Genomic DNA, 26,235 nt, shown 5'->3' with positions numbered 1-26,235 from the left:
ACCGATGAAGGCCCCTGCCTGCGGATTTCCCGCAGGCAGGGGCCTTTCGCCGTGCCGACGCCGTAGCGGCAGTCGGCCACTTACCTGCCGGGATCCAGCCGGTGGGCGAGATCGTGGGCGGTGGCGCTGGTGAGGTCCCCGACGTGGGCCCCGACGATCTCGAAGCGGCCGCCGGTGATCGAGGAGGCCACGTGGGGGTTGCCCCAGAGCTTGCCGTCGATGACGATGGCGAATTCGTTGCGCGGGATCGGGGCCGCCGCAATGGAGCCGGTGAGGGCGGCGAAACGGGCCCGGTCGGCGGGGCTGAGGGTCACCTCGACCTGCCAGGTGCCGTCGATGGTGCTTTTCTCGGCCTTCGCGGAGGTGGCGCGGACGTCGGTCATGCCCTTGGCCCGGTCGGTGTGGACGCAGAACGCCGGTTGGGTCGCGGTCGCGGGCACGGTGTAGCCGCCGCTCTCCTGGGTGCAGACGCGCTCCACGGACGAGGTGACCGGCAGGAGGGAGACCGGGATCGCCTTCCCGGTGTTGTGGGTGCCGCCCCCGGTGGCGGGCTGAACCACGTGCGCGCGGGGGGTCGCGCCGTCCGCGACGGCCACCCAGGCGGTGGCGACCACGGCGGCTGCGACGACGCCGACGCCGGCGCGGGCCAGCCACTGCCGCCGCCGGGCGACCCGCAACGCGCCGTCGGCCAGGCCGACCAGATGGGCACCGGCGGTGTCCCTGCCGCTCTCCCGGACATGGGCGTGCAGGGCATCGTGCAGCGGGTGTTCGGCCGAGTCGTTCATGCGATGGTGCCCCTTCCGGCGGCGGTGGAGGAGGCGGCCGACGGCCCTGCCTCGGCCAGGGTGGTGCGGAGAGAGGCGAGGGCCTTGTGGGTCTGGCTGCGAACCGTCCCCTGGGCGACGCCCAGAATCGCGGCGATCTCGTGGTCCGGCCGGTCCTCGAAGTAGCGCAGGACGATCACCGCACGCTGGCGCTTGGGCAGCCGCCGCAGCGCGGCCATGATGTCCTGCCGCTGGACCACGGTGTCGGCCCAGTCGGCGGTCTGCCCGGACGGCTGGTCCGGCAGGGTGTCCGTGACCGTCTCTCGCTTCCAGCTGAGGAGCCGGAAGCGATCCACCTGGGCGTGGTAGAGAGCCCTGCGGACATAGATCTCCGGCTGCTCCCGGTCGCGCAGCTTCGACCAACGCCGAGCGGTGGAGGCAAGCGCGGTCTGGAGCAGGTCCCGGCCCTGCTCCCAGTCCCCGGTCAGCAGGTAGGCCGTGTGCAGCAGCGATCTCGACCGCGCCGCCACGAACTCGCGGAACTGGCGTTCCTCGTCGGCGTTCAATGCGCCCTCCCTCGTTCCCCTGTAAAGACGGGTACGGAAGGGAGTTCGACTGCCTTGCCGGTCAGACTTTCTCGACCGTCACGTCTCCGGGCCCCAGCGCTCCGGCCCCACCCCTCGCCAGTCGATCCACGGCGACTGCGCCACGTCCGCCGGATCGATCTCCAGTCCGGCCCGGCGGAGGAACTCCGCGACATCGGCCACGTTGTGCGCCAGCCCGAGGATCTCGCCGTCCACGCGCACGCGTCGGCCGCCGGTGGGGGACGGCGGATGGACGATCACGCGAATCGGTCCGGACATGTCTTCAGGATCATCCGGTATGTGCCGGCCTGCACTCCAGCCCGTCATCGAGGGAGCCGCTCACTACCGGTTCCGTCCGACCGTCCCAGGTCACGGAGTTCCCACCAGGCCGCAGGGCTGGGGCGCCGCTGCTGCCAGTAGGAGTGGAAGTACAGCTGGGCCGAGAGCCGGTGCAGGCGCCGGCGCAGCTCGGTGCGGCCGGGCTGCTCGGCGAGCCGGCGGTAGGTGGCAGTCCAGTCCTGCTGGGCCTGGGCGAGGTCGTCGGGGAACGGTCGCATGGCCGAATTCAAGCATGTGTTCGATTTCTGAGGCCACTCACATCGGGGTGTCGGTCGGATGTCGGCGACCGACAGGGGCTGTCGGGTGGATATAGGTGGCCCGTCGGTGGTGGCTGACACCTTCCAGGGACGGGCCGGCCGGAGCTCGCCGGACGGCCCAAGTCCCTGAGGAGCCACCATGAACACACCTGTCACGATCATCGGCGCCGGACTCGGCGGACTCACCCTCGCCCGCGTTCTGCATGTCCACGGCATCCAGGCCACCGTCTACGAGGCGGAGGCCTCCCCGTCGGCGCGTGCGCAGGGCGGGATGCTCGACATCCACGACTACAACGGACAGCTCGCCCTCCAGGCGGCAGGGCTGATGGACGAGTTCCGCGCCATCGTCCTGGAGGGCCGAGAGGCGATGCGGGTCCTCGACACGGACGGGACCATCCTGCTCGACAAGCCCGACGACGGCGACGGCGGACGCCCCGAGGCGATGCGCGGCGAGTTGCGGCAGATACTGATCGACTCGCTCCCGGCCGGCACCGTCCGGTGGGGGCACAAGGTCCGCAGCACACGTGCCCTCGGCGACGGGCGCCACGAGGTGGCCTTCGCCGACGGCACCACCGTCGTCACGAGCCTGCTGGTCGGCGCGGACGGCGCGTGGTCACGGGTCCGGCCGCTGCTCTCCGACGCCACACCCGCGTACACCGGCCAGTCGGTCGTCGAGACCTACCTGTACGACGCCGACACCCGGCACCCCGCCGCCGCGAAGGCGGTCGGCGGCGGCATGCTCATCGCGCCCTCGCCGGGCAGGGAGATCTTCGCCCACCGGGAGAGCGGCGACACCCTGCACGCCTACGTGGCGCTGTCCAAGCCGGTGGACTGGTTCGCCGCCATCGACTTCACCGATGCCGCCGCGGCGACCGCGCGGATCGCGGCGGAGTTCGAGGGCTGGGCACCGGAACTCACCGCGCTGATCACCGAGAGCGACACCGCGCCGGTTCTGCGTTCGATCCACGCCCTGCCGACCGGGCACCGGTGGGACCGGGTGCCGGGCGTGACCCTGCTCGGCGACGCCGCCCACCTCCAGGCCCCCAACGGCGAAGGCGCCAACCTCGCCATGCTCGACGGCGCCGAACTCGCCGTGGCCATAGCCGCGCACCCCGACGACACCGAGGCCGCGCTCGCCGAGTACGAGCAGGCCATGTTCCCCCGCAGTGCCGAGGCCGCCACTTTCGAGGGCGGAGAGATGCCCGGGATCGACTCCGAGACCAACAACGCCCGCGACCTGATCGCCATGTTCACCCGGAAGGCCGAATGAGCCGCGCCTTCATCCGGGGGCACCCCCCTGCTGTTCCGGCTCCCTGCCCGCGTACTCCCGCGGGCAGGGAGCCGTTCACGGATGGCGAGCCGTGCCGTCAGACCGACAGCGGTACCGCGTGCACCTCGTCCGCCTTGTGACCCGTCCGCTCATGGATGCGCTGGACCGCCTCCGCCGAGGGGGCCTCCGAGAGGCAGTAGACCGTGCCCGACTCGGGGTCCGCCCAGGCCCTTTCGAAGTGGACGCCCTCTTCCTTCTCGATGTCGAGGTCGGCCTGGTGGGCCTGTTGCAGCTGCTCGGCCGTGATGCCCTTCATCCCGTGGTGTACGTCCATGAACTGCGCCATGGCATCGCACCTCCTTCCGCTTCCATGCTGCGCTCGTAGGGAGTCCGGGGCGACCTCGGCGCTCATGACGAAGGGCCCCGGCACTGGCACCGGGGCCCTTCACCTTCGTTACGAGTCGGTCGTACGAGTCGTTCGAAATCAACCGGAGCGGTCAGCCGCACTGACAGGGATTACCCGACTGGCACCCGCAGCCGCAGCCCGAGCCGCAGCCGCACGCGCCGAAGAGCGGGAGGCTCTTGATCTCGGCGGGCTGGTCCGTCTCGCGCTCCTGCGTCGGGTCGGGCGTGGTCGGGGCTTCGGCCATGGGTCCTCCTGGAGGCCTAGAGGCTGGTGCCTGTGCCCATTGCATGCCCGCTGGGCTGGGCGCATCAACGGCGCACTGTGGCGTCCACACGCCCCGCCGTCAGGGTGTACGCCCCCCGGGATCCCCTTGGCCTTACGCCCCGTCGCCCCCGGCCACCGGCTGGATCTCCGGCTGGACGTCGCCCTGCAGCTCGTCCGCGTGCTCACCCGTCACCAGGAACACCACGCGCTTGGCGACCGACACCGCGTGGTCGGCGAACCGCTCGTAGTAGCGGCCGATGAGGGTGACGTCCACCGCCGTCTCGATGCCGTGCTTCCAGCGATCGTCCAGCAGGTGCTGGAAGAGGGTGCGGTGCAGCAGGTCCATCTCGTCGTCGTCCTGCTCCAGCTGGAGCGCGAGGTCGACGTCCTTCGTGATGATCACCTCGGCCGCCTTGGCCATCAGTCGCTGCGCGAGCTGGCCCATCTCCAGGATGGTCGCGTGCAGGTCGTGCGGGATCGCACGCTCCGGGAAGCGGAGGCGGGCGAGCTTCGCGACATGCTGCGCCAGGTCGCCCGAACGCTCCAGGTCGGCCGACATACGGAGCGAGGTGACGACGATACGGAGATCCGTGGCCACCGGCTGCTGACGGGCCAGCAGGGCTATGGCCCGGGCTTCGAGATCGTGCTGGAGGTCGTCGACCTTCTTGTCGGCCTCGATGACGCTCTCGGCCAGCTTGAGGTCGGAGTCGAGGATGGCGGTCGTGGCGCGCCCGATCGCCGACCCGACCAGCCGGGCCATCTCCACCAGACCGTCGCCGATCGAATCCAGTTCCTCGTGGTACGCGTCCCGCATCAGGGATCCCTCTCTTACGTGTCCTTCGGGGCTGCCGGGGCAGGGGCCCGTGCGTCCGTCGGCCGAAACCGGCCGTCCAGAAACGGCGCTTCGCACCCCACGCTCCCACGTTCCGGCCCGTACGCGTCCGTTTCCGTCACCCCAAATGAACCATCACTGGCTCCAAGGTGAACTCTGGGCGACGAGTGTTCGAGCTCGCACCTCGACGGCTGTGGGGATGTCCTACCCCATGCCTAACCTGTTTGCATGGACGTGAACGCGGCGGTCGCCGCAGCGGCAGCGATCGCCGGGGTGCTCACCGGCGTGATCGCCATGCTGGCGTTCCGCTGGAGCGAGCGGGAGCAGAAGCGCCCCACCCGCACCTCCCTGCATACGGACCCGGTGCTTCCGCCGGGAGTGGACACCGTCCTGTCCGTGCTCCGCTCCTCGGCCGTCGTCCTCGACGAGGCCGACGCGGTCGTCAAGGCGAGCTCCGCGGCGTACGCCCTGGGCCTGGTCCGCGGCGGCAGGCTCTCCGTGGAACCGATGCTCCAGATGGCCCGGGACACCCGGCGGGACGGGGAGATACGCCAGGTCGAGCTGGACCTGCCGCGGCGGGGCACAGGGCGGGGCGGCGAGGCGCTCGCCGTCTCCGCGCGGGTGGCCCCACTGGGCTCCCGCCTGGTGCTCCTGCTGGTCGAGGACCTCACCGAGGCCCGCCGCATCGAGGCGGTACGACGCGACTTCGTCGCGAACGTGAGCCACGAGCTGAAGACCCCGGTCGGCGCTCTCTCCCTCCTCTCCGAGGCCGTCATGGACGCCTCGGACGACCCGGAGGCGGTGGAGCGCTTCGCCGGCCGTATGCAGATCGAGGCCACCCGGCTCACCAGCCTGGTGCAGGAACTCATCGACCTGTCCCGGGTGCAGAACGACGACCCCCTGGAGGACGCCGAACCCGTCCGGGTGGACGAACTGGTCGCCGAGGCCATCGACCGCTGCCGCCACCAGGCCGGCACCAAGCAGATCACCATGGCCGCAGGCGGCACCGCCGACCTGTACGTCTGGGGCAACAGGGGTCAGCTGGCCGCCGCCCTGGGCAACCTTGTCGAGAACGCCGTCAACTACTCGCCCGCACGCACTCGCGTGGGCATAGCCGCCCGCCGGGTGACCGCACCCGGCGGTGACCACATCGAGGTCGCCGTGACCGACCAGGGCATCGGCATCTCCGACAAGGACAAGGAGCGCATCTTCGAGCGCTTCTATCGCGTGGACCCGGCCCGCTCCCGTGCCACCGGCGGCACGGGCCTGGGACTCGCGATCGTCAAGCACGTGGCCGCCTCGCACGGCGGGGAGGTCACGGTGTGGAGCTCCGAGGGTCAGGGCTCCACTTTCACCCTGAGGCTGCCGGAGGCGGGGGTTGCCCGCGACCGCGCGCACCACCACCCCGACCCGGACGATCTCGACGACGAGGCCGGCCGAACCACCCCCCAGTCATCCCCGTACGAACCGCTTCCCGCCCCGGAGGTCCTTCCGTGACCCGAGTGCTTGTCGTCGAGGACGAGGAGTCCTTCTCCGACGCCCTGTCGTACATGCTCCGCAAGGAGGGCTTCGAGGTCGCCATCGCGACCACGGGCCCCGACGGACTCGACGAGTTCGAGCGCAACGGCGCCGACCTCGTCCTCCTCGACCTGATGCTGCCCGGGCTGCCGGGCACAGAGGTGTGCCGTCAGCTGCGCGGCCGCTCCAACGTCCCCGTCATCATGGTGACCGCCAAGGACAGCGAGATCGACAAGGTCGTAGGCCTGGAGATAGGAGCCGATGACTACGTCACCAAGCCGTTCTCGTCCCGCGAACTGGTCGCCCGCATCCGGGCCGTCCTGCGCCGCCGCGGCGAGCCCGAGGAGGTCACCCCGGCCGCCCTGGAGGCCGGCCCGGTCCGTATGGACGTGGACCGCCATGTGGTCACGGTCTCCGGCTCCAAGGTCGACCTCCCCCTCAAGGAGTTCGACCTCCTGGAGATGCTCCTGCGCAACGCAGGCCGCGTCCTGACCCGCATGCAGCTCATCGACCGCGTCTGGGGCGCCGACTACGTAGGCGACACCAAGACCCTGGACGTCCACGTCAAGCGCCTGCGCGCGAAGATCGAGCCGGACCCGGGTGCGCCCCGGTACCTGGTGACGGTCCGCGGTCTCGGCTACAAATTTGAGCCGTAGGCCGGCCACCGGGCCTTACGTCGTGACGACGAAGGGCGGGACCTCCTGGAGAGGTCCCGCCCTTCGTCGTAACGACTGCTGCTCAGTGACCGGCGGTCGACTTCGACGGCGACACGCTCGCGGAGGCCGCGTCGGTCGGGGTGGCCGACGTGGACGGCTTCGAGGCCGAGGTGGACGGGTTCGGGGACGCCGTCGTGCTCTTGCCCGGCTTGGGGGTGGGGGAGGCGGGGGCCGACGGGATCTCGCTCGGGCCCCACGACTCGAAGTAGCTCTTGGCCGGGACCACGAAGGCGCTCAGGCTCACGTCGCCGGTCTTGCTGAAGGTGAAGGTGACCTTGCGGACGCTGCCGTCCTGGACCGCCTCGCGTCCGTTGGCCAGCACGGCGCTCGCGTTGCCCTTGCCGCCGATCACCAAGGAGCCGTGGGCCGGCACGACGAGCTTGCCGCTGCCCTTGGCCGGCTTGATCTCGGCGGTCGCGTTGGCGTTCGGGAGGGTGATCGAGTCCACCGTCTGCGCGGTGCCACCGTTGTTGAACAGGGTCGCCGAGATCACGGCCGGACCGGCAGCCTGGACGTCCGGCTGGGTGATGACCAGGGCGTTCTGCACCTTGATGTCGCCGACCTTGGTCGCCGCGTTGTCCGGCTTGATTTCCAGCGTCTGAGCGTCGCCGCCCGCACCGCACGCGGCGAGCGAGGCGATCGAGAACGCGATGACGGCGGCGGCGAGGGCACCGCGTCGAAGGCTGCTGCTCACGGCGGCGGCAACTCCTTGACTCGAGCGTGGCGACCGATAAAGCCGCCCTAAGTGTCTGTCAGCGGCCTTAGGTTACCGAGCCGTTCCCGAGTCGCCGCACCCGACCCTCCCTCTGGCCCCGGCATGGCTCACCAGGGAGTAGTCCACAGGGGGTAGCCACGCCCGTCCGGCATTCACATAAGTCCCCCTGGCATACCCCGTCCGGCGGGGCGCAAAATTTCCGTGAAGGAATGCGCGACCGCCCCCGGAATTGATCACGACGCGGAACAAGCCACAGAACAACAGGCCACGTAGTCGGGCGCCTGTGATCAATTCCGGAATCGACGCGGAAGTGACTCCTGGCACCGAACGGAGTAGCGGAAGTCGCACACTTGGAACCGGACATATGTGGACGTTCGTCCCCTTGGGTGGGCCTCCGGATGTGTGTAACGTACGGGTTTCACCTCCCCCGGAGAGCCGCTCCGACCTGCGAATACCTTCTTCCGCTGGGGCCGCGCAGCACGTTCCTGTTGCTGTTGTCAAGCCCCGAGATATGCCCTGACCTGCGAAAACGCCATTCAGAACCCGCGGTTTCCGTGTTACTCTGGATAGCCACGGAAGGGGTACCTGTCACATGACGTTCAAGGTTGGCGACACCGTGGTCTATCCCCATCACGGGGCCGCGCTGATCGAGGCCATCGAAACTCGCCAGATCAAAGGCGTGGACAAGACCTACTTGGTGCTGAAGGTCGCCCAGGGTGACCTGACGGTGCGTGTGCCAGCGGACAATGCGGAGTTCGTCGGCGTACGTGATGTGGTCGGTCAGGACGGGCTGGACCGGGTCTTCGAGGTGCTGCGCGCGCCGTATGCCGAGGAGCCCACGAACTGGTCGCGTCGATACAAGGCAAACCTGGAGAAGCTCGCCTCCGGCGATGTCATCAAGGTCGCGGAAGTGGTGCGTGACCTGTGGCGTCGTGAGCGTGAGCGCGGACTGTCCGCGGGTGAGAAGCGGATGCTCGCCAAGGCCCGCCAGATCCTGGTGAGCGAGCTCGCCCTCGCGGAGAACACGAACGAGGACAAGGCCGAGGCCCTGCTCGACGAGGTTCTCGCGTCCTGAACCTGACAGCAGGCGCAAGCCCGCTTCAGCACTCAGTACATTGAAATGCCGCGGTGCCCGATGACGTATTTTCTGTCGCCGGGCGCTGCGGCATGTCCATACCCAGGCACGCCTTGCGTACGCCGTCACTGGCGGGGAGGTTCCCCCGCGATACTTGGCGTGCCGGGCCCGGGCAGCTGGCTCGACCGGTGTCACGGAAGGGTCCGGTCAAGGCGTCGCGCCCGGCACTTCCCAGGCCATACCCACGCAAGGCCAGCACACAAACCTGACAGGAACCGATGTCTGACGATTCGCGCCCTTCGCCCGCCGGAACCCGCACGGCCGCGGTGATTCCGGCCGCCGGACGGGGCGTACGCCTCGGTCCGGGCGCCCCCAAGGCGCTCCGCGCGCTGGGCGGCACCCCCATGCTGATCCATGCGGTGCGGGCGATGGCCGCGTCCCGCGCGGTCTCCCTGGTCGTCGTGGTGGCACCGCCCGACGGCGCGCCCGAGGTCAAGTCGCTTCTCGACGCCCACGCGCTGCCCGAGCGGACCGACTTCCTCGTCGTACCGGGCGGCGACTCGCGCCAGGAGTCCGTGAGACTCGGCCTCGACGCGCTGCCGCCGGACTTCGACATCGTGCTGGTGCATGACGCCGCGCGGCCGCTGGTCCCGGTGGACACGGTGGACGCGGTGATCGAGGCGGTACGGGAAGGTGCGCCGGCGGTCGTGCCCGCACTGCCCCTCGCCGACACCGTCAAGGAGGTCGAGCCGGCGGCGGCACCGGGCGACCCGGAGCCGGTGGTGGCCACCCCGGAGCGCTCCCGCCTCCGCGCCGTGCAGACCCCCCAGGGTTTCGCACGGGCCACGCTCGTCCGTGCCCACGAGACCGTGACCGACGACGTCACCGACGACGCCAGCATGATCGAGCAGCTGGGCCTGCAGGTCGTGGTCGTACCCGGCCACGAGGAGGCCTTCAAGGTCACGCGCCCGCTGGACCTGGTCCTGGCAGAGGCGGTCCTGGCCCGCCGGAGGCTGAACGATGGCTTCTGACTCCTTCGACATGCCGCTGCCCCAGGTCGGCATCGGCACCGACATCCACGCCTTCGAGGAGGGCCGCGAGCTGTGGTGCGCGGGCCTGAAGTGGGAGGGCGAGGGCCCCGGGCTGGCCGGCCACTCCGACGCGGACGTCGTCGCACACGCCGCATGCAACGCCCTCTTCTCCGCCGCCGGCCTCGGTGACCTGGGGCAGCACTTCGGCACGGGCCGCCCCGAGTGGTCGGGCGCGTCCGGCATCACCCTCCTCACGGAGGCGGCCCGCATCGTCCGCGCGGCCGGCTTCCGCATCGGCAACATCGCCGTACAGGTCGTAGGACCTCGCCCGAAGATCGGCAAGCGCCGCGACGAGGCGCAGAAACTGCTGTCCGAGGCGGCCGGTGCGCCGGTGTCGGTATCGGGCGCCACGACGGACGGGCTCGGGTTCCCTGGCCGCGAGGAGGGCCTGATGGCGGTGGCAACGGCGCTGGTGGTGCGGGCCGACCGGGGGTGAACGTCACGAAACCGTGCCCCTTGAGCGGAAGGGGCGCAACGCACTACCCGGCGCCCACTACCCTGGAGTGGTGACCATTCGCCTGTACGACACCAACGCCCGGCAGATCCGTGACTTCGTCCCGCTCACAGCGGGCTGTGTCTCGATCTACCTCTGTGGTGCCACCGTGCAGGCGGCCCCGCACATCGGGCACATCCGGTCGGGCCTCAACTTCGACATCATGCGCCGCTGGTTCGAGTACCGCGGCTATGACGTGACGTTCATCAGGAACGTCACGGACATCGACGACAAGATCATCGCGAAGGCGGCCGAGCAGAACCGCCCGTGGTGGTCGATCGGCTACGACAACGAGCGCGCGTTCAACGACGGTTACACCGCGCTCGGTTGCCTCCCGCCGACGTACGAGCCGCGCGCGACCGGTCATGTGACCGAGATGGTCGAGATGATGCAGGGCCTGATCGAGCGCGGTCACGCCTACGAGGCGGACGGCAACGTCTACTTCGACGTGCGCTCCTTCCCTGGCTATCTGGAGCTGTCCCGGCAGGAACTCGACAACCTCCAGCAGCCCTCGGGCGTCGGCGAGACCGGCAAGCGCGACCCGCGCGACTTCGCCATGTGGAAGTCGGCCAAGCCGGGCGAGCCGACCTGGGCGACGCCCTGGGGCCGCGGCCGTCCCGGCTGGCACCTGGAGTGCTCGGCGATGGCGCACAAGTACCTGGGCACCGCCTTCGACATCCACGGCGGCGGCCTCGACCTGATCTTCCCGCACCACGAGAACGAGATCGCTCAGGCCAAGGCCTACGGCGACGACTTCGCGCAGTACTGGGTGCACAACGCCTGGGTGACCATGGCGGGCGACAAGATGTCGAAGTCGCTGGGCAACAGCGTCCTCGTCTCCGAGATGGTCAAGACGTGGCGGCCGATCGTGCTGCGCTACTACCTCGGCACCCCGCACTACCGCTCGATGATCGAGTACAGCGAGGAGTCGCTGCGCGAGGCCGAGTCGGCGTTCGCGCGCATCGAGGGGTTCGTGCAGCGGGTGGTGGAGAAGGCCGGCGCCGTCGAGCCGTCCGCCGAGGTGCCGCCCGCCTTCGCCGAGGCGATGGACGACGACCTGGGCGTGCCGCAGGCCCTCGCCATCGTGCACACCACGGTCCGGCAGGGGAACTCCGCCCTCGCCGCCGACGACAAGGAAGCCGCCGTGGCCCGCCTCGCCGAGGTGCGCGCCATGCTCGGCGTCCTCGGGCTCGACCCGCTCGACGAGCACTGGGCCGGCGAGGCCGACCGCGGCGACGATCTGCACGGCGTCGTCGACAGCCTCGTACGCCTGGTCCTCGACCAGCGCGAGGCGGCCCGCGGCCGTAAGGACTGGGCCACCGCGGACGCCATCCGCGACCAGCTCAACCAGTCCGGTCTCGCCATCGAGGACGGCCCGCAGGGGCCGCGCTGGAGCCTCGGCCCGCGCTGACCCAGCAGCTGATCAGAAGATCGATTGTGCCGCCCGGCCGTCCGGGCGGCACACTTCATAGACGTACGAACGCACGCTTCACCCTTTTGAGAGCAGACAGGTAGGTCATGGCAGCCAACAACCGCCGCATGTCCGGCAAGAAGGGCGCGCAGGTCGGCAGTGGCGGCCAGCGGCGCAAGGGCCTGGAGGGCAAGGGCCCGACCCCGCCCGCCGAGATGCGCAAGGGGCACAAGAAGAACCGCATCGCGACCGCCAAGGCCAAGCAGACGCAGCGCCGTCCGGTGCCGCGCGGCCGCGGCGGCAAGTCGTCGTCCGAACTGGTCGTCGGCCGCAACCCGGTGGTCGAGGCACTGCGCGAGGGCGTACCGGCCTCGACTCTCTACGTCCAGCAGTTCATCGACAACGACGAGCGCGTCCGCGAGGCCCTCCAGCTCGCCGCCGAGCGCGGCGGGATCAACCTCATGGAGGCCCCCCGCCCCGAGCTCGACCGCATGACGAACGGCCTCAACCACCAGGGCCTGGTCCTCCAGGTCCCGCCGTACGAGTACGCCCACCCCGAGGACCTGGCGAACGCCGCCCACGACGACGGCGAGGACCCGCTGATCGTCGCCCTCGACGGCGTGACCGACCCGCGCAACCTCGGCGCCGTCGTCCGCTCCGTCTCCGCCTTCGGCGGTCACGGCGTCGTCGTACCCGAGCGGCGCGCGGCCGGCATGACCGCCGGCGCCTGGAAGACGTCGGCGGGTACGGCGGCCCGCACCCCCGTCGCCCGCGCCACGAACCTCACCCGCGCCCTGGAGGCGTACAAGAAGCAGGGCATCGCGGTCGTCGGCCTCGCCGCCGACGGCGAGCACGAGATCGGTGAACTTCAGGCCCTGGAGGGCCCCGTCGTGATCGTGGTCGGCAGCGAGGGCAAGGGCCTGTCCCGCCTCGTCGGCGAAACCTGCGACTTCCGGGTACGGATTCCGATGCCGGGCGGTGCCGAGTCGCTGAACGCCGGTGTGGCCGCCGGGATCGTGCTGTACGAGGCGGCTCGTCGACGGGGCTGAGGGCGGTCGGCGGAGGCCGGAGCCTGCCGGTCGGAGGCCGGGGGCAGCTGTCCGAAGCGCGAAGCTGCGAGGGCGGCGGGCAGGAGGGGGCCTGTGGCTTTGGGGGTGCGGACTCCGATGCCGGGTGGGCGAAGTCGTTGAATGCGGGTGTGGCGGCTCGTCGGCGCGACTGAACGCGCGTTCGTGTCATCACTCGTACGGGTCAATCTGGGCGTCCCGGACAACGTTGACGCGATCCGGACACATCCGGCGGGTCAAAGCAGTGTCCTAACCACACGTCACTCGGTTAGATGAGTGTGGACACCAGAACACCCCGCACGCCCCCGGGGGACGGCCCGTCGGGATTCGATGACGCTCCCGCGCTGAGCATGGTGAAGGTGCCGAGCGATCCGGCGCAGGTCATCGTCAATCATGCGAGCTTCCGTGTGCAGCTCGGCGCCTCGGCCCGCACCCGATCTCCGCGGATCGCACGGCACTTGACCGCCACCCAGGACGCCACCCGCACGCCCGCCGTCGGTACCGCCGCAAGCAGAGCGGGCGCGGGCGCCCGCCGGCGGCCCGTCGTCTGGAGCGGCCGGTCGGCCCCCGACGACACCGGCGCGCACCGCCTGCTCCAGGCCGTGCGCGGCGGCAGCGTCCGGCACGGCGACGACCCGTCCGTCGACGCGGGAGCCACCCAGGTCATCCCGCGCGTGGAGGTCGGCGGCTACGACGAGGCCTACGACGAGCTGGAACAGACCGTAGAGACCCCGATCGTCGGCGCCCAGCGCGGCCGCCCCGTCGACGACATCGTCGGCACCCGCCTCCTCCCCGGCATGCGCACCGCGGGCAGCACGTACGACGAGGAACACGCCTACGGCGCCCAGGAGTTCGAGGACTTCGACGAGACCGGCGAGTTCGACGACTCGGACGAGTTCGAGGACCCCGACGAGTTCGGTGAGTTCGACGAGGAGGACACCGACCGGCCCGCCAGGCGCCAGGGCGTCGATCCGGCACGGCACGCCTACTACCCGGGCCGCCGTATGAACCTCGGCGTCGTCCTCCTCCCCCTCCGCATCTTCCTCGGCTTCATCTCCATCTACGCCGGCATGGGCAAGCTGTGCGACCCCGTCTACTTCGACGGCGGCAAGCGCGGCTCCATGGTCAAGTGGCTCAACACCCTGCACCCCTGGGAAGTCGCCGAGCCGCTGCGGCAGTTCGCCCTGCAGCACCCCGTCGGCTCCGGTCTCGTCATCGCCTTCGCACAGGTCGTCGTGGGCGTGCTCACGGTCCTGGGCTGCTGGCAGCGGGTCGCCGCCGTCTTCGGCGCACTGCTGTCGGCCGCGCTGATCGTCACCGTCAGCTGGAAGACCGTTCCCGCCTACGACGCCCCCGACATCATCTACCTCGCCGCCTGGTCCCCGCTGATCATCGCCGGCGCCCCCGTCTACTCAATCGACGGCCGCCTCGCCGGCAGCGCCTGGCGGCGCCTGGGACCCTGCTCCGACATCTGGGACCTGCGCGCCTACGTCCTGCGCCGCGGCGCCCTCGTCACGGCGATCGTGACCGGCCTGACCCTGCTCGTCGGCTCGCTGCTCGGCGGTGCGGTCCGTGACGCCGACCGTGTGATCGTCCCCGGACCCGGCGAGGCCCCGCGCAACGAACTGCCGGGATCCCCGCTCCCGCAGGAGCCGCACAAGCGGCACAGCCAGTCGCCCTCGGCCTCGAACACGCCGACCCAGGGCGCCACCGCCGGTTCCACCCCTTCCGGCAGGGCGACCACACCGGGCGCCACCGCGACCGGCGGCGCGCCCAGCCAGACCCAGGGCACCGCGGGCCGGACCCCGCCCCAGCACTCCTCCCCGTCCGGCGGCGCCCCCAGCACCAGCTCCGGCCCCACCTCCGGCGGCGGAGAAGGCGGCACAGGCTCCGGAGGCTCCTCCTCGGGCGACCCGGGCCTGGTGGGCGGCCTGCTGGGGTAGCCAGAGCCGCTCAGCCTTGGGTCCATACGAAAAGGTCCCGCACACAAACGTGCGGGACCTTTTCAGCATGCGGTGCTGCAGCGCTCGGAAGGGGCGCCGGGCGTATTCAATGTGCGGCTCCGCCGCGTGGGCGCGATCAACCCCCACCGACCCGCAGTCAGAAGACGACCGCACCCCCCGAGCTCTCACCCGCCCAAGAGCGCCCTCACCGCCCCAGAGCGGCCAGCTCCTTCGCGGCCTCGGTCAGATCCTTCGCCGTGTCAATGGCGCGCCAGTACGCACCCTGGGGAATCGGGAACCCCGCCAGCCGCCGCTCACGGGCCAGATGAGGGAAGGTCGTCCGCTCGTGATCGCCCCGCTCCGGGAGCAGATCCGCGAACCCGGGCGAGAACACGTACACACCCGCGTTGATCTCGAACGTCGACGGCGGCGCCTCGATGAAGTCCGTGATGTGCCCGAAGCCGTCGGTCTTCACCGCACCCCAGGGGATGCGCGGCCGGGCCAGCGCCAGAGTGGCGACAGCGTCCCGCTCCGTGTGGAAGTCCGCCATGTCCCGCAGCGAGAAGCGGGTCCAGATGTCGCCGTTGGTGGCGTACCAGGGCTGGTCCGGGTGCGGGAGATGGGCGGCGGCGTACTTCAGTCCACCGCCCCGCCCGAGCGGCTCCGTCTCGACGACCGTCGTCACCTTCACCGGCAGGTCGGCGGACTTCAGCCAGTCCTGCAGCACCTCGGCGAGATGGCCGCAGCTGACCACCACGTCCGTCACACCCTCCTCGGCCAGCCAGACAAGCTGATGGCCGATGATCGGAGTCCCCGTGCCGGGGATCTCGACCATCGGCTTGGGCCGGTCGTCGGTGTAGGGACGCAGCCGGGAGCCCTGGCCACCGGCCAGGACGACGGCTTGAACGGGGCGGGACGCGGCGCTCGGATGGGTCATGACCGAACTGTACGGTGCGTCCCGCCCGCGTCCGGAGCCTGCAACCGTTCCTTAATCAGCCGTTACCCTCCTCCGAACCGTCCGTGGGGTCCACGGCGGAGGAGGGACGGTTCCGGCTCAGCTGAGCGCCGCCGCGACGCCCGAGGCGAAGGACGTGTCGCAGACCGGGCGGGCGTAGGACTGGGCGCGCGTGGGGCCGTACATGCGCACCGCGGCGCGGCCCAGGGACCGGGCGATGGAGACGCAGTGCTTGGCGAGCGACGGGCGCTCGTTCACGGCCTGCTGGAGGTGCGTGAGGACCGTGCCCGGGTCCTCCTCCTGGAGCTCGCCCAGGAGCTTGTCGCGCAGCACGTCCTGCGGGGCGCGGTGGGCGGCCTTGGCGTCCGAGGTGATGGCGGACGCGTCCGAGGCGGTGAGGACCGAGTCCGAGGGGTTCCCCGTCCAGTTGACTCGGGTGACCGCGAGGGTCCCGGAAAGCACCAGGACGACGGGCAGGACAAGGGCGAGCGTGCGGCCGATACGGCGGGCGGGGCCCCGGCCGCGTCGCGTCTGTTGGTTAGTGGAGTGCTTCACGCGAGTGAGAGTAGCGCCAGGTGATGATTTGGCGACATTTAGTAATCAATTCGGGGGACGGAAAGCCGCTTCGAATTGGGCGTGAAGTTGACGCACGCTGCTCGAAATGACCGGTGTGCCGGGGTAAATGTCGACAACAAGATGGGCCCCGCAGGGGTCTGCGGGGCCCATCTTCGTCAACCTGGGTGAATTACCCGGGATGGGTGTTTCGGGAGTTGCCGGTCGGCCGAGTGGCCTCAGTCGGTGAGACGCTCACCCGTCGAGGTGGAGAAGACGTGGGTCTCGCCCGGGCGGGGCACCACGTGCAGGGTCGAGCCCTTCTCCGGGACCCGGCGGCCCTCGACACGGACGACCAGGTCCTTGGTCTCGCCGCCGACCTCGGCGGTGCCGTAGACATAGCCGTCGGCGCCGAGCTCCTCGACGACGTTCACGGAGACCGCGAGACCGGCCGGCTTGTCCTCGGTGTCCTTGGACAGGGCGGTGGCGGCGGCGCCGCCCTCCTCGACGATGTCGAAGTGCTCGGGACGGACACCGACGGTGACCGTGCGGTCGCCCTTGTCGGCGGCGGCCTTCAGGGCGTCACGGTTGACCGGGACGACGCTGTTGCCGAACTTCACGCCGCCGTCGGTGATCGGGACCTCGACCAGGTTCATGGCGGGGGAGCCGATGAAGCCGGCGACGAAGAGGTTGGCGGGCCTGTCGTACATGTTGCGCGGCGAGTCGACCTGCTGGAGCAGACCGTCCTTGAGTACGGCCACGCGGTCGCCCATCGTCATGGCCTCGACCTGGTCGTGGGTGACGTAGACGGTGGTGATGCCGAGACGGCGCTGCAGCGAGGCGATCTGCGTACGGGTCGACACACGGAGCTTGGCGTCCAGGTTGGACAGCGGCTCGTCCATGAGGAAGACCTGGGGCTCACGGACGATGGCGCGGCCCATGGCGACACGCTGGCGCTGACCACCGGAGAGGGCCTTCGGCTTGCGGTCCAGGTACTCGGTGAGGTCGAGGATCTTCGCGGCCTCCTCGACCTTCTTGCGGATCTCCGCCTTGTTGACGCCGGCGATCTTGAGCGCGAAGCCCATGTTGTCGGCGACGGTCATGTGCGGGTACAGCGCGTAGTTCTGGAACACCATGGCGATGTCCCGGTCCTTCGGCGGCAGGTGCGTGACGTCGCGGTCACCGATGCGGATGGCGCCGGCGTTCACGTCCTCGAGCCCCGCGAGCATGCGGAGCGAGGTGGACTTGCCGCAGCCGGACGGACCGACGAGGACGAGGAACTCGCCGTCCCCGACTTCGATCTCCAGACCGTCGACGGCGGGCTTCTCGGTGCCCGGGTAGATCCGGGTCGCCTTGTCGAACGTAACAGTGGCCATGGTGATGGGCCCCCTTCTACCGGCAGGAACGTGCCGGACGATCCGTTGTAGGAAGGTGGTGGTGTAGTCCACGAGAGCGGACTGGCTCAGGACGCTACCTGCCGTTCGCCTGATCTGTCAGTACCCCCGGGGCTGTGAACTTCGCGGAAATTTTCGACGGGGGCGGGCCGGGACCTGGGTACACTGCACGGGCACGCACGCGAAGCTTGCGTGCAGGCCTCCTTAGCTCAGCTGGTCAGAGCGCCGCTCTTGTAAAGCGAAGGTCGTCGGTTCGAATCCGACAGGGGGCTCACTTCCCCAGCTGGGACAACGCCCCCGCGGTCATCGACAGCGGGGGCGTTGACGGTAGTTCTTGACGGCAGTGCCGCTTAACGGCGCCGTTTGAGCAGGCGGTCCATGTGGCCCATGGCCTCCCGACGATCGCCGTCGCTCACGTGGGTGTAGACGTTCATCGTCACCTCGATCTGGGAGTGTCCCAGGATCTCCATGACGGTTCGGGGAGCCACACCTGCCGCGAAGAGCAGGGATGCGCAACCGTGGCGGGTGTCGTGCAGACGAACCTGCGGGAGGCCGGCGGACTCTGCGATGCGCAGGAACGACCTGTACAGATTCCGAGGTTCGATCGGCCGGCCGCTGCGGGTGGTGAACACGTGATCACTCTCGTGCCAGTCCTTGCCCGCTGCCGTACGCCGCTCTGCTTGCCGCAGACGCTGCCACCGGAGCGTGCCACGCACATCAGCGGAATCGGGATCACTCGCGCCCGCCGGTTCTTTGGTCGTGTCGAGGTACAGCTCCTTGCCGCCACGGTGCAGCGTCGTCCGCACGGTGAGGGTGCGGCGGTCAAGGTCGACGTGCCGCCACTGCAATCCGAGGATCTCCCCGCGGCGCATGCCGAGAGCGACCGCCAGGACGAACGCGGTGTAGAGCGGATCGGTGCGCGCAGCTTCCAGGAAGGTCAGGGTCTCCTCCAGCGACCAGGGGTGCAGTTCGCGCGACTCGACTCGGGGCGCGGGAACCAACTGCACCACGTTTCGGCTGATCAGTTCGTCACGGCACGCCGCTGTGATGGCTGTTCGCAGAACTCGGTGCGCTTCCTTCGCGGTTGCGGCCGACGCTTGCGCTGTGACCTTCGAGAGCATCTGCCGGACGTTCGCGGTAGTGAGCGATTCCAGTCGCCGACTACCCAGGAGCGACACGAGGTACAGCCGCACGTGCATCTCGTACTTGATGTACGTCGTCCGCTTCCGGTTGGGGCGGATGTATTCGTCGAGCCAGAACGGCAGCCACTCGGAGAGCTTTGCCGACCGGGATGGTGTTGGGACAGGGGCAGCGGGCGTTCCGTCTCACCCGCCCCGAGACGGGACGACCGGCCCCGCAAGACGCCGTGACGCAGTGCGCCGGTGCCCCTCTGCCATGGACAGGTGCAAACCCCTGCGGGAACTCACCCTCACGGAGAAGACCGTCAACCGGGCGCTGTCCACGGCAAAGGCATCGGTCGAACGTGGAGTCGCACGCCTGAAGTCCTGGCGGATCTTCCGCAGATCCCGGTGCAGTCCAAACCCCATGACGTCAAAAGGTTCCGGCCCCGGAGGCTGGATGCTTCCGGGGCCGGATTGGTACTGCCTACTGCTCACCGGTTACTGCACGTCAACAAAGTCACCCGCGGCGGCGACCGCCGGGGTGCCGGCGTTGCCCGCGAAGGAGAAGCGGTAGAAGCCGTCCGCCGTCGCGGTGGTCGTGGCCTTCAGGTTGCCCCTGGAGTCCGTCTTGACGGTCTTCAGCGTGGTGTAGCCGCTGGAGCCGTTCTTGCGGAACTGGAGCTTGACCGACTGGCCGCTGTAGCCGGAGAACTTGGCCGCGTTCCAGTCGGCCCGGGTCAGCGCACCGGTGACGGTGAGAGTCTTGCCCTTCTTCACGGGCTCCGGGGCGGCGTTGACCGTCAGCTTGGACTGACGCTGGGCCTGGAAGGTCTTGACGTTGTCCCGCTGGACGTAGTTGGTGTCCTTGGCCCGGGCGACCGCCCAGACCTTCCACGTGCCGGCCACCTTGTTGATGAGGTTGGCGTGGGCCTTCAGGGTGTAGGTCGCGGTGCAGGTCGACGTGGTGGCGCTGACCTCGGTGCACTTGGACCGGTGGTCGCTCGTGTTGGCCACCGCACCGCTGTCGGACTCATCGATGCTCGGGCCGTGGTACAGGATCGCCTGCGCCCAGTCGACGCCCGAGTCGTCAGTGACGGTGAAGGTCACGGAGAAGGTCTTGCTCCCGGTCGCGCCGACGACGACGGGCTTGCCCCCGTTGACCACGACGTTCGAGATCTTGGTGTCGCCGCGGCCCGCGTCGGCGTGGGCGGCCGGGACGGCGAAGGCGGACAGGGCCAGGGCGCCGGTGACGATGGCGCCGGCGGCTCGGATACGCATGGGTGGGTTCCCCCGCATGGAGTGGTCATGGAGCCGGTTGACTCGTGTGACCAGATCCGCAGGAGACGGGAATGGTTGTCTGGAAAACGCGATTCTGTCGACTATGTGTTCGAGATCACGTTTAGACGGTGCCCTATGTGGTGACGCGGGCGAGTCGCTTGCAGCAGCCCAGGGCGGTGGCCAGGCCGAGAAAGGCCAGGTAGTTGCTGGGATTGCGTTCGTAGCGTGGGCTGAGTCTGCGGTAGCCGGACAGCCACGACATCGTGCGCTCGATCACCCGCCTTCGGCGGCCCAACCAAACCGTTCGCTGGACTCGATGTCTTTGCGGGCGATGCGCACGCCGATGCGCTTGCCGCGTAACCATTTGCGCAGGTGGGGGATGTCAGACGCCTTGTCGGCGTGCAGGCGCTGAGGCTTGAAGTGGCGGCCGCAGTGGGGGTCGTGTCTCGTTTGGTGACCCTCGACCATGGGCTTCAGTGCTTCGCTGTCGTTGGTGCTGGCGGCCGAGACGCTGACGAGAAGGGGCAGTCCGTTCGCGTCCGTCAGGACGTGCATCTTGGAACCCGGCTTGCCCCGGTCCACGGGGCTCGGATGGTTCCAGGGGTCGTGAGGATAGCGGGCTGTCCCGGCGGCTACCCCCGCGAACAGGGCGCATGGGGGGCTCTGGGTAGGGCTAATAGGCTCCAGTTTTAACGATCACGGCAGAAAAGCGGAGCCTTCCGCTGAGTTGGAATCCGCGCTATGTGTCTCGCCTACGCCAAGCGCGGATGACTTCAGTCTGCGCACTTGAGTCGTGTAAAGCCCCGCGGACCACCAGTAAAGCCCAGCCCCCCAAATCGCTAGCGCCCATCCAACTGTCCGCGCAACGTAAGCCAACCGGTCCCCTCCGTCAGCCAAGAGAAGCAGGGGGAATGCATACATCAGATTAAAGGTGGCCGCTTTGCCGATGAAGTTCACTTTGAGGGGCCATGCCCAATCTTGCGCAAGGATGCAATGTTGGCGGCCATGAAGACGTCACGCGCGAGAAGTATTACGAGGAACCACCAAGGGATAATGCCCCGTAGCAGTAGCGCAAGCAGCGTCGAAAGCGTATAGAGCCGGTCAGCTGCCGGGTCCAGAATTTGACCAAGTCGGGTCACTTGATTCCAGCGACGAGCCAGCTTTCCGTCGAGATAATCGGTCGCGCCACTTATTGCCAGAAGGGCGATCGCCCACTTGTCAAGATTCGCATTACCGAAGTAGGGCTGAAGGGTAAGCCATAGGAATACCGGAACTCCGGCGACACGCAAGGCGCTCAATGCATTGGGGATTGTCAGCACCTTGTCAAGGTGGCTTTCTTTCACTTCTTCGCCTCCAGCTCGGGCACCTAAAGCTCGGATTTTTCGAGTCCGAGAATAGACATTATTTGATCCTATCAGAGCCCCGATGTCGCTGTGGATCGGCTACCGGAGGGCAGGGAGCCCCGCCGAATGCCCGCATGGGGAGCTGCTGCTCAGGTTGAATCGGTGATGTCCGGGTGGTCGTGACGAGTGGTGAATCTCTGCTCACGATCTCATGGGGTATGCGTAAGGGGGCGGGCTGACGCCCGCGGACCAGGAGAAGCGTGAGGCCGTGCGAGTGGAGGCGGCCAGGTGTATCGAGGCCGGGGCGGCACGGCGCAGGTTGGCGCGGAGCTGCGGGTGACGGACCACCGGTCTGAATCTCGACAGGCTGATCAACGAACCGGACACCGCCGATTCAACCTGAGTGATTGACGATACGCAATCAGGACTTTTTGGACACTGCATGAAGAATTTGCCTTAAGTGGAGTAAGTAGAATCACACATTAAGGAATTTACTCAGGGTGATCACGTCCTGTTAGTTTTTCTGCGTTGCCTGACCAGCAATGCAACATCTCGCCTGCCGCAATGGAGAGGCGAGGTCTGGACGCCCCGGTTAGCCGCGTGCTAACAGAGTCATTTTATGGGGGATGTGTTATGAACCTCAGGCGTTTGACGATGGTTCTGTCGACCACCGCGTTGACCTCCGCAGTGTTGGTGGCGACTTCAGGTAGCGCCTTCGCTGCAGACAGGAAAGTTACGTGGCAGAACGTTGCCACTGGCCGCTGCCTTGCCGTGGACACCGGCATAACCGGCACCGGGAGCAAGGTGTTCACGAACGACTCCGGCTTCGACGGCTGCCATGACTGGGCTGAAACCAAGAACTCCGACGGTACGTTCACTCTCGAATGGGACGGCTTCAGCACCGGATCTCACTGCCTGGACAGCAAGTCCACGGGGTCTGTCTACGCGATTTCCTGCAACGGCAATGACCATCAGAGGTGGTACGAAAAGAAGACCTCTACCGGATGGCGCCTGAAGAATAAGTCAACCGGACGTATCCTGGATGGCAATTCATCCGGATCTGTCTACACGCTGCCCGACAACGATGGTAAGAATCAGCGCTGGAAGTGACCCTTAGGGGTTGCTCTAAGGCTCGATTTTTTGATTGGCCGTCGGCTCTCGCCGACGGCCAATCTGCGTCAAGCAATACTTGGTGTCCGCGCGTCTGTGGTCTGATTCAGGGCGCTCACGAGAGCGTCTCGGCGTCGGTGCGGGAGAAGATCAGGTCACTCATTTCCGTGATGGGCCCATGCCAGCGCACGGCAGGCGCGGGGCTGCGCAGGGCGGCCGGGTAGCTGGTTGCGGCGTAGTCGTCGGCCAACCGGTAGACGTGGAAGCCCTGCTCGCGCAGGGGTGCAAGGACATCGTCGGCCTGCTGCCCCTGCTCGGCCAGCATTCGGGGGGTGACCTCAATAACCAGCTCGGCTTCGGGCCGTAGCCGGTGCAGGACGGGGGCCAGCCCGCGCACGGCCGCCGCTTCGCCGCCCTCGATATCGATCTTGATCAGACGGGCGACGGTCGGCCGCCTGGCAGGGTTCCACCGCCTTCACCCGCGCTCTCCTCTTTCTTCCACCCCTCGCGAGCCGAGCGAAGCCACAGCCCGTGATCCAGCACCGCGTCCCGGCCAGCCGCAACCAGCTCCACCAGACGCTCACGGACCTCGGCGACCACCGGCGCTTCCAAGGCGAAGTAGTCCCGCTCCGGATAGTCCACGCCATAGCCCAGCAGGCGCGGAGCCTCGGGGCCGGGCCGCTCGGGTGGCTGGCGGACGACGGTGTGCAGGGTTTCCGTGAGGGCGTCCGGGTCGCCGGCGGGGAAGGCCAGGGCCCAGGGCCGGCCGCGAAGCAGGCTGGTGAGGGAGTCATCGTGGTCGGAGACGATCAGGGGGACACCGACGCGGGCGGCGTCCAACACGAGCCCGGATTCCTTGCCGACGCCAGGGTGCCGGGCGACCAGGGGCGGCATCGGCGGCGGCATAGACCAGCCGCAGCACGCTGTCCGCGACAGGGCCGGGCACAGTGTGCAGATGCAGGTCGGGGAGACCCCGCCACCGCTCAAGAACGGCATCGTCGAGAGGATCTCCGGTGACCACGAGGTGCAGCGGTTCCTTCAGCCGGGCCAGGGCGGCATCGATGACGGCGCTGTCCTTGTAGGGCCACCAGCCGCCCACCAGGCACACCACGGCCTCGGCGGCGCGGATGTCGAAGGCCGTCCGGCCGCCCTCGCGTTCGGCTTCGGTCAGGCGGCGGCCGTCGTCGACCGCGAAAGCCCGCACCACTGCAGGCAGCTCGGGGAAGGCCGCCGCCATCTGATCGCCTACCGCCCGTGTCGGGCACACCGCGATCACACGCCCCTCGCCGCGGCGGGCAAGGCGCCCGAGGAGCCGTAGGGGAGCGTCCTCGGTGGTGACCTGTTCGTGAACGAACCGCAGGTGCGGCATGCCGCCGAGGAGTGCGGCGGCCCCGTGAAGGGCCTAGCCCGCGGTCAGGATCACCACCGCATCGGCGCCGGACTGGAGCCGACGTGCTGTCCGCAGGGCCGATGCCTCGGCCAGACAGCGGGCGATGAGGGTGATCTGATGCGGCAGCCGGCGCGGGCAGCGAGGCCCGTGATCACAGTCAGCGGTGACGACCCGAAGACGCGCTGCGGCATCACTCCAGTCGACTCGTTCCCGCAGGACCGACCAGGTCGCCCGGCTGCCGCCCTCCGTCACCGGTTTCTCCCGTTCGGCCCTCAGCACCGGGATCAGTCAGCCGCCCGTGCTGGGACCGGTCAACTGCGACGCGGACCGCGCGAGCTCCAACTTGGCGTTTCCGTCGATCAGTTGCTCGGTCTCGACGACGTCCGGCAGATACGAGTGGTAGCCGACGTACTCAGCGGGGCATGCCGGGTGACCGGCGTGATCGCCGTCGCAGGAGGCGGTACGGTCGTGGTCCCCGACCGCCAGCCGGGCACCGGGTGCTCCCCCTGATCGGGGACGGCTGGCGGCTGGCCCCGGGCGTCAGCCATGACGCGAGCTTCCCTGAGCAGGCCTGCGCCGCGGCGCGGTCCGTCGATGCCTGTCTGCCCGGCGGTGAGTGCGTGCGTCGTGTGACGCCGAACAGGGGCAGCCCGGGTCGGCCGCCCCTGTTCGTGCCGTTCACCCGGCGAGTTCGTGCGGTGCGAGCTCGCTGGCGCGCTGCTCGGCGGCCACGGTGAGGATGACGTCCCGCAGCCGCTCGACGTACAGCCGCATGTTCTTGTACGCGATGTCGGTGTCGGGGTAGCGGCAGGTGAACCACAGGCCCTCGTGGAGCCGGTTCAGCCAGATGCACACCTGGTCGCCGTAGGACACCCGCACCAGTCCGTAGGCCGCCAGCTCGTCCCAGCGCTCGGCGCCGGGAATGCCTCGTGCGTCGACGAACGAGACGATCGAGTACAGGTCGGGCGAGGTCGGCCGGAAGTCCTCGCCGAGCAGACGCAGGACCCGGGCGAGCGGCATACGCGCCAGCGACCTGTTGGCCTGCAGTTCGGCGCGCACGGCGGTCAGCGCGGTGGGGAAGTCGGGCGCCTCGTCGATGGCGACCTCGATCGGGGCGCCGCCGACGTACCAGCCCACGGAGTTGGACCACTTGGACTTCACCCGGGTGTGGAACGGCACGACGGCCCGGTAGACGGGCTGTCCGCCGATCTCGTGGACGATGAGGCTGGTCGCTGCCAGGACGCCGACGAGGCTGCCGCCGAAGGGCCGGCAGTACGACTCGAACGCCGCGGCGGCGTCCGCGTCGACGAGCATCTCGCGCATCAGCTTCTGCCTGGGCAGCTCACCGCCGGGCTCAAGACCCAGGTCGACGGGGAAGTTGGGCAGCTTCCCGTTGCACCGCCGGATGAAGTCCCGCCAGCGTCCGACGATGGCGTGGGTCCCGTCGATCCGGTCCGCGTCCGCCCGCTCGATCTCGCAGAAGTCGACGTAGCTGCCGACCGGTGAGTCCTCCACGGGGCGCCCCTCGGCGGCCGCCGTGTAGAGCTCGTTGATCTCGGCGGGCATGCGCTGGATGGAGTAGGAGTCGACATTGCTGTGGTCGAACGCAATGTACAGGCTCGTGCAGTCGTCCCTGAGGACCGCCGCGTAGAGGAAGTTGGGCCAGCTCAGCGCGCTCGCGGAGGAATCGAAGCGGTCCTGGAGGTGCTGGACCAGCTGCGCCGGGTCGGGGAAGTCGCCGACGTCCTCCCGCTGGAGGAACACGTCCTCGGTGTCGAGCGTGAAACGGCGCATCTCGTCACCGTCCCAGCGGAATCCGCTGCGCAGCGTCTCGTGCCGCAGCGTCCAGCTGCGCAGCGCGTCCTGCAGCGCGTCGAGGTCGACCCGGCCCGGGATGTCGAATGCCGTACCGACCCAGGTCGGCACGAACAGGCCGTCCTCGTGCACCGATCGGGCGGTCCTGATGTGCGACTCCTGGACGTACGCCGGCGGCCGGGGGTCCTCCGGAAGGCCCGCCGCCACTGTGACGGTCGCCGGACTGAGCGCCCACTCGACGAGCCGTCCGGGCCGGACTTCGCAGCGCTGGATGTCGGTGATTCGCACGGGCGTCTCCTGTCGCAGTTGGAGCCCGAATCGGGCGGACCCGATCAAGGGAATGCCGCGACCGCGAAAGGAGATACCCGGAACATGGGGTGTTCCCACTTTTGAGTGGATTGAGTGATCGGCGGATGTGAGCCAATCGGTTGGCGGAACACCGCTATTCACTGGTCCGGGCATTTCAACATACGAACAAGTCGCGCTCGAGAAACCGGAGTTCAACCCGGCCGGGGGCGAGCGGCCCCCGTTC

At 68.8% G+C, this 26,235-nt stretch carries 26 protein-coding genes, 1 tRNA gene and 3 pseudogenes; 13 read left to right on the top strand and 17 right to left on the bottom strand.

Annotation, left to right across the window (positions count from 1 at the left end; genetic code table 11):
- Positions 1-80: 80 nt before the first annotated feature.
- The 4 genes from ACWDAG_RS30805 to ACWDAG_RS30790 form a co-directional block, all read right to left on the bottom strand.
- Positions 81-785, bottom strand: a complete 705-nt coding sequence (locus ACWDAG_RS30805) for a SecDF P1 head subdomain-containing protein (protein WP_450698801.1) — start codon at positions 783-785, stop codon at positions 81-83.
- Entirely contained in the window at positions 782-1,330 is a 549-nt protein-coding gene (locus tag ACWDAG_RS30800; protein ID WP_450698800.1) for a SigE family RNA polymerase sigma factor, read from the bottom strand. Before ACWDAG_RS30800 ends, ACWDAG_RS30805 begins: the two co-directional genes overlap by 4 nt.
- A gap of 78 nt (positions 1,331-1,408) precedes the next feature.
- Positions 1,409-1,627 carry a hypothetical protein gene (locus ACWDAG_RS30795; RefSeq protein WP_099929770.1) on the bottom strand — a complete coding sequence of 73 codons (219 nt, stop codon included), beginning with the start codon at positions 1,625-1,627 and terminating at the stop codon, positions 1,409-1,411.
- Between the two features lie 44 nt (positions 1,628-1,671).
- The gene (locus ACWDAG_RS30790; protein WP_450698799.1) at positions 1,672-1,905 is read right to left on the bottom strand and encodes a hypothetical protein; all 234 of its coding nucleotides are present in this window, start codon (positions 1,903-1,905) and stop codon (positions 1,672-1,674) included.
- 178 nt (positions 1,906-2,083) lie between these two features.
- Between ACWDAG_RS30790 and ACWDAG_RS30785 the strand changes: the two genes are divergently transcribed.
- Positions 2,084-3,214: an FAD-dependent oxidoreductase gene (locus tag ACWDAG_RS30785; RefSeq protein WP_450698798.1), complete on the top strand. Its 1,131-nt coding sequence runs from the start codon at positions 2,084-2,086 to the stop codon at positions 3,212-3,214.
- Positions 3,215-3,311: 97 nt separating this feature from the next.
- Here ACWDAG_RS30785 and ACWDAG_RS30780 read toward each other — a convergent pair whose 3' ends face one another.
- Complete coding sequence (locus tag ACWDAG_RS30780; RefSeq protein ID WP_450698797.1) at positions 3,312-3,560, bottom strand: SCO4226 family nickel-binding protein; 249 nt, start codon at positions 3,558-3,560, stop codon at positions 3,312-3,314.
- Positions 3,561-3,996: 436 nt separating this feature from the next.
- A complete protein-coding gene (gene phoU, locus ACWDAG_RS30775) occupies positions 3,997-4,698 on the bottom strand; it encodes a phosphate signaling complex protein PhoU (protein WP_450698796.1) in 702 nt (233 codons plus the stop codon).
- A 246-nt stretch (positions 4,699-4,944) separates the two neighbouring features.
- Between phoU and ACWDAG_RS30770 the strand changes: the two genes are divergently transcribed.
- On the top strand, positions 4,945-6,213 hold the full coding sequence (locus ACWDAG_RS30770) for a sensor histidine kinase (RefSeq protein ID WP_450698795.1): 1,269 nt from the start codon (positions 4,945-4,947) through the stop codon (positions 6,211-6,213).
- Positions 6,210-6,890: a response regulator transcription factor gene (locus ACWDAG_RS30765; protein WP_009340348.1), complete on the top strand. Its 681-nt coding sequence runs from the start codon at positions 6,210-6,212 to the stop codon at positions 6,888-6,890. Before ACWDAG_RS30770 ends, ACWDAG_RS30765 begins: the two co-directional genes overlap by 4 nt.
- Before the next feature lie 82 nt (positions 6,891-6,972).
- Here ACWDAG_RS30765 and ACWDAG_RS30760 read toward each other — a convergent pair whose 3' ends face one another.
- The gene (locus tag ACWDAG_RS30760) at positions 6,973-7,644 is read right to left on the bottom strand and encodes a DUF461 domain-containing protein (protein ID WP_450698794.1); all 672 of its coding nucleotides are present in this window, start codon (positions 7,642-7,644) and stop codon (positions 6,973-6,975) included.
- Between the two features lie 613 nt (positions 7,645-8,257).
- On the opposite strand from ACWDAG_RS30760, the gene ACWDAG_RS30755 reads away from it, so the two are divergent.
- The 6 genes from ACWDAG_RS30755 (at position 8,258) to ACWDAG_RS30730 (ending at position 14,745) form a co-directional block, all read left to right on the top strand.
- A complete protein-coding gene (locus ACWDAG_RS30755; RefSeq protein ID WP_003953493.1) occupies positions 8,258-8,740 on the top strand; it encodes a CarD family transcriptional regulator in 483 nt (160 codons plus the stop codon).
- Positions 8,741-9,018: 278 nt separating this feature from the next.
- Positions 9,019-9,771: a 2-C-methyl-D-erythritol 4-phosphate cytidylyltransferase gene (gene ispD, locus ACWDAG_RS30750; RefSeq protein WP_450698793.1), complete on the top strand. Its 753-nt coding sequence runs from the start codon at positions 9,019-9,021 to the stop codon at positions 9,769-9,771.
- Positions 9,761-10,267 (top strand): 2-C-methyl-D-erythritol 2,4-cyclodiphosphate synthase, encoded by a 507-nt coding sequence (gene ispF / locus ACWDAG_RS30745; RefSeq protein WP_450698792.1) that lies wholly within the window; start codon positions 9,761-9,763, stop codon positions 10,265-10,267. The genes ispD and ispF overlap by 11 nt, the downstream gene beginning before the upstream one ends.
- A 70-nt stretch (positions 10,268-10,337) precedes the next feature.
- Positions 10,338-11,735, top strand: a complete 1,398-nt coding sequence (cysS, locus tag ACWDAG_RS30740) for a cysteine--tRNA ligase (RefSeq protein WP_450698791.1) — start codon at positions 10,338-10,340, stop codon at positions 11,733-11,735.
- Positions 11,736-11,842: 107 nt separating this feature from the next.
- On the top strand, positions 11,843-12,784 hold the full coding sequence (gene rlmB / locus ACWDAG_RS30735) for a 23S rRNA (guanosine(2251)-2'-O)-methyltransferase RlmB (protein WP_450698790.1): 942 nt from the start codon (positions 11,843-11,845) through the stop codon (positions 12,782-12,784).
- Between the two features lie 290 nt (positions 12,785-13,074).
- The gene (locus tag ACWDAG_RS30730) at positions 13,075-14,745 is read left to right on the top strand and encodes a DoxX family membrane protein (protein ID WP_450698789.1); all 1,671 of its coding nucleotides are present in this window, start codon (positions 13,075-13,077) and stop codon (positions 14,743-14,745) included.
- 205 nt (positions 14,746-14,950) lie between these two features.
- Here ACWDAG_RS30730 and ACWDAG_RS30725 read toward each other — a convergent pair whose 3' ends face one another.
- The 3 genes from ACWDAG_RS30725 to ACWDAG_RS30715 form a co-directional block, all read right to left on the bottom strand.
- The gene (locus ACWDAG_RS30725) at positions 14,951-15,682 is read right to left on the bottom strand and encodes a nucleotidyltransferase family protein (protein ID WP_450698788.1); all 732 of its coding nucleotides are present in this window, start codon (positions 15,680-15,682) and stop codon (positions 14,951-14,953) included.
- A 117-nt stretch (positions 15,683-15,799) separates the two neighbouring features.
- Entirely contained in the window at positions 15,800-16,255 is a 456-nt protein-coding gene (locus tag ACWDAG_RS30720) for a hypothetical protein (protein WP_450698787.1), read from the bottom strand.
- Between the two features lie 236 nt (positions 16,256-16,491).
- Positions 16,492-17,628 (bottom strand): ABC transporter ATP-binding protein, encoded by a 1,137-nt coding sequence (locus ACWDAG_RS30715; protein WP_450698786.1) that lies wholly within the window; start codon positions 17,626-17,628, stop codon positions 16,492-16,494.
- Positions 17,629-17,844: 216 nt separating this feature from the next.
- Here ACWDAG_RS30715 and ACWDAG_RS30710 point away from each other — a divergent pair.
- Positions 17,845-17,918: transfer RNA gene (locus tag ACWDAG_RS30710), tRNA-Thr, on the top strand.
- Between the two features lie 78 nt (positions 17,919-17,996).
- On the opposite strand, the gene ACWDAG_RS30705 is transcribed toward ACWDAG_RS30710, so the two are convergent.
- Complete coding sequence (locus ACWDAG_RS30705; RefSeq protein ID WP_450698914.1) at positions 17,997-18,911, bottom strand: tyrosine-type recombinase/integrase; 915 nt, start codon at positions 18,909-18,911, stop codon at positions 17,997-17,999.
- A 142-nt stretch (positions 18,912-19,053) separates the two neighbouring features.
- On the opposite strand from ACWDAG_RS30705, the pseudogene ACWDAG_RS30700 reads away from it, so the two are divergent.
- Positions 19,054-19,200 (top strand): annotated as a pseudogene (locus ACWDAG_RS30700) (IS5/IS1182 family transposase); the annotation flags it as partial.
- Positions 19,201-19,265: 65 nt separating this feature from the next.
- On the opposite strand, the gene ACWDAG_RS30695 reads toward ACWDAG_RS30700, so the two are convergent.
- The 3 genes and pseudogenes from ACWDAG_RS30695 to ACWDAG_RS30685 all read right to left on the bottom strand — a co-directional run bounded on the left by ACWDAG_RS30695 (position 19,266) and on the right by ACWDAG_RS30685 (position 21,424).
- Positions 19,266-20,045: a DUF5707 domain-containing protein gene (locus tag ACWDAG_RS30695; RefSeq protein ID WP_450698785.1), complete on the bottom strand. Its 780-nt coding sequence runs from the start codon at positions 20,043-20,045 to the stop codon at positions 19,266-19,268.
- Positions 20,046-20,178: 133 nt separating this feature from the next.
- Positions 20,179-20,636, bottom strand: a pseudogene (locus ACWDAG_RS30690) (transposase); the annotation flags it as partial.
- 105 nt (positions 20,637-20,741) lie between these two features.
- Positions 20,742-21,424, bottom strand: a pseudogene (locus tag ACWDAG_RS30685) (CDP-alcohol phosphatidyltransferase family protein).
- Between the two features lie 612 nt (positions 21,425-22,036).
- Between ACWDAG_RS30685 and ACWDAG_RS30680 the strand changes: the two are divergent.
- Positions 22,037-22,498, top strand: a complete 462-nt coding sequence (locus ACWDAG_RS30680; RefSeq protein WP_450698784.1) for an RICIN domain-containing protein — start codon at positions 22,037-22,039, stop codon at positions 22,496-22,498.
- A 115-nt stretch (positions 22,499-22,613) separates the two neighbouring features.
- On the opposite strand, the gene ACWDAG_RS30675 is transcribed toward ACWDAG_RS30680, so the two are convergent.
- Together ACWDAG_RS30675 and ACWDAG_RS30670 are read right to left on the bottom strand one after the other, a co-directional pair.
- Positions 22,614-22,895: a hypothetical protein gene (locus ACWDAG_RS30675; RefSeq protein WP_450698783.1), complete on the bottom strand. Its 282-nt coding sequence runs from the start codon at positions 22,893-22,895 to the stop codon at positions 22,614-22,616.
- A 35-nt stretch (positions 22,896-22,930) separates the two neighbouring features.
- The gene (locus ACWDAG_RS30670) at positions 22,931-23,392 is read right to left on the bottom strand and encodes a hypothetical protein (RefSeq protein ID WP_450698782.1); all 462 of its coding nucleotides are present in this window, start codon (positions 23,390-23,392) and stop codon (positions 22,931-22,933) included.
- Between the two features lie 61 nt (positions 23,393-23,453).
- Between ACWDAG_RS30670 and ACWDAG_RS30665 the strand changes: the two genes are divergently transcribed.
- The gene (locus ACWDAG_RS30665) at positions 23,454-23,816 is read left to right on the top strand and encodes a hypothetical protein (RefSeq protein WP_450698781.1); all 363 of its coding nucleotides are present in this window, start codon (positions 23,454-23,456) and stop codon (positions 23,814-23,816) included.
- Positions 23,817-24,566: 750 nt separating this feature from the next.
- Here ACWDAG_RS30665 and ACWDAG_RS30660 read toward each other — a convergent pair.
- Positions 24,567-25,991: a condensation domain-containing protein gene (locus ACWDAG_RS30660; protein WP_450698780.1), complete on the bottom strand. Its 1,425-nt coding sequence runs from the start codon at positions 25,989-25,991 to the stop codon at positions 24,567-24,569.
- Positions 25,992-26,235: the final 244 nt, after the last annotated feature.

Source organism: Streptomyces sp. NPDC001157 (genome assembly GCF_053598255.1).
Note: the sequence above shows the minus strand (reverse complement) of the source record. Positions and strands in the feature narration are given on the sequence as shown.

Bases quoted from the DNA above. Each gene is read 5' to 3' on its own strand.
- ACWDAG_RS30805 (WP_450698801.1), bottom strand. From the start codon at position 785: ATGAACGACTCGGCCGAACACCCGCTGCACGATGCCCTGCACGCCCAT.
- ACWDAG_RS30795 (WP_099929770.1), bottom strand. From the start codon at position 1,627: ATGTCCGGACCGATTCGCGTGATCGTCCATCCGCCGTCCCCCACCGGC.
- ACWDAG_RS30790 (WP_450698799.1), bottom strand. From the start codon at position 1,905: ATGCGACCGTTCCCCGACGACCTCGCCCAGGCCCAGCAGGACTGGACT.
- ACWDAG_RS30785 (WP_450698798.1), top strand. From the start codon at position 2,084: ATGAACACACCTGTCACGATCATCGGCGCCGGACTCGGCGGACTCACC.
- ACWDAG_RS30780 (WP_450698797.1), bottom strand. From the start codon at position 3,560: ATGGCGCAGTTCATGGACGTACACCACGGGATGAAGGGCATCACGGCC.
- phoU (WP_450698796.1), bottom strand. From the start codon at position 4,698: ATGCGGGACGCGTACCACGAGGAACTGGATTCGATCGGCGACGGTCTG.
- ACWDAG_RS30770 (WP_450698795.1), top strand. From the start codon at position 4,945: ATGGACGTGAACGCGGCGGTCGCCGCAGCGGCAGCGATCGCCGGGGTG.
- ACWDAG_RS30755 (WP_003953493.1), top strand. From the start codon at position 8,258: ATGACGTTCAAGGTTGGCGACACCGTGGTCTATCCCCATCACGGGGCC.
- ispD (WP_450698793.1), top strand. From the start codon at position 9,019: ATGTCTGACGATTCGCGCCCTTCGCCCGCCGGAACCCGCACGGCCGCG.
- ispF (WP_450698792.1), top strand. From the start codon at position 9,761: ATGGCTTCTGACTCCTTCGACATGCCGCTGCCCCAGGTCGGCATCGGC.
- rlmB (WP_450698790.1), top strand. From the start codon at position 11,843: ATGGCAGCCAACAACCGCCGCATGTCCGGCAAGAAGGGCGCGCAGGTC.
- ACWDAG_RS30730 (WP_450698789.1), top strand. From the start codon at position 13,075: ATGAGTGTGGACACCAGAACACCCCGCACGCCCCCGGGGGACGGCCCG.
- ACWDAG_RS30725 (WP_450698788.1), bottom strand. From the start codon at position 15,682: ATGACCCATCCGAGCGCCGCGTCCCGCCCCGTTCAAGCCGTCGTCCTG.
- ACWDAG_RS30715 (WP_450698786.1), bottom strand. From the start codon at position 17,628: ATGGCCACTGTTACGTTCGACAAGGCGACCCGGATCTACCCGGGCACC.
- ACWDAG_RS30695 (WP_450698785.1), bottom strand. From the start codon at position 20,045: ATGCGTATCCGAGCCGCCGGCGCCATCGTCACCGGCGCCCTGGCCCTG.
- ACWDAG_RS30670 (WP_450698782.1), bottom strand. From the start codon at position 23,392: ATGCCGCCCCTGGTCGCCCGGCACCCTGGCGTCGGCAAGGAATCCGGG.
- ACWDAG_RS30665 (WP_450698781.1), top strand. From the start codon at position 23,454: ATGCAGGTCGGGGAGACCCCGCCACCGCTCAAGAACGGCATCGTCGAG.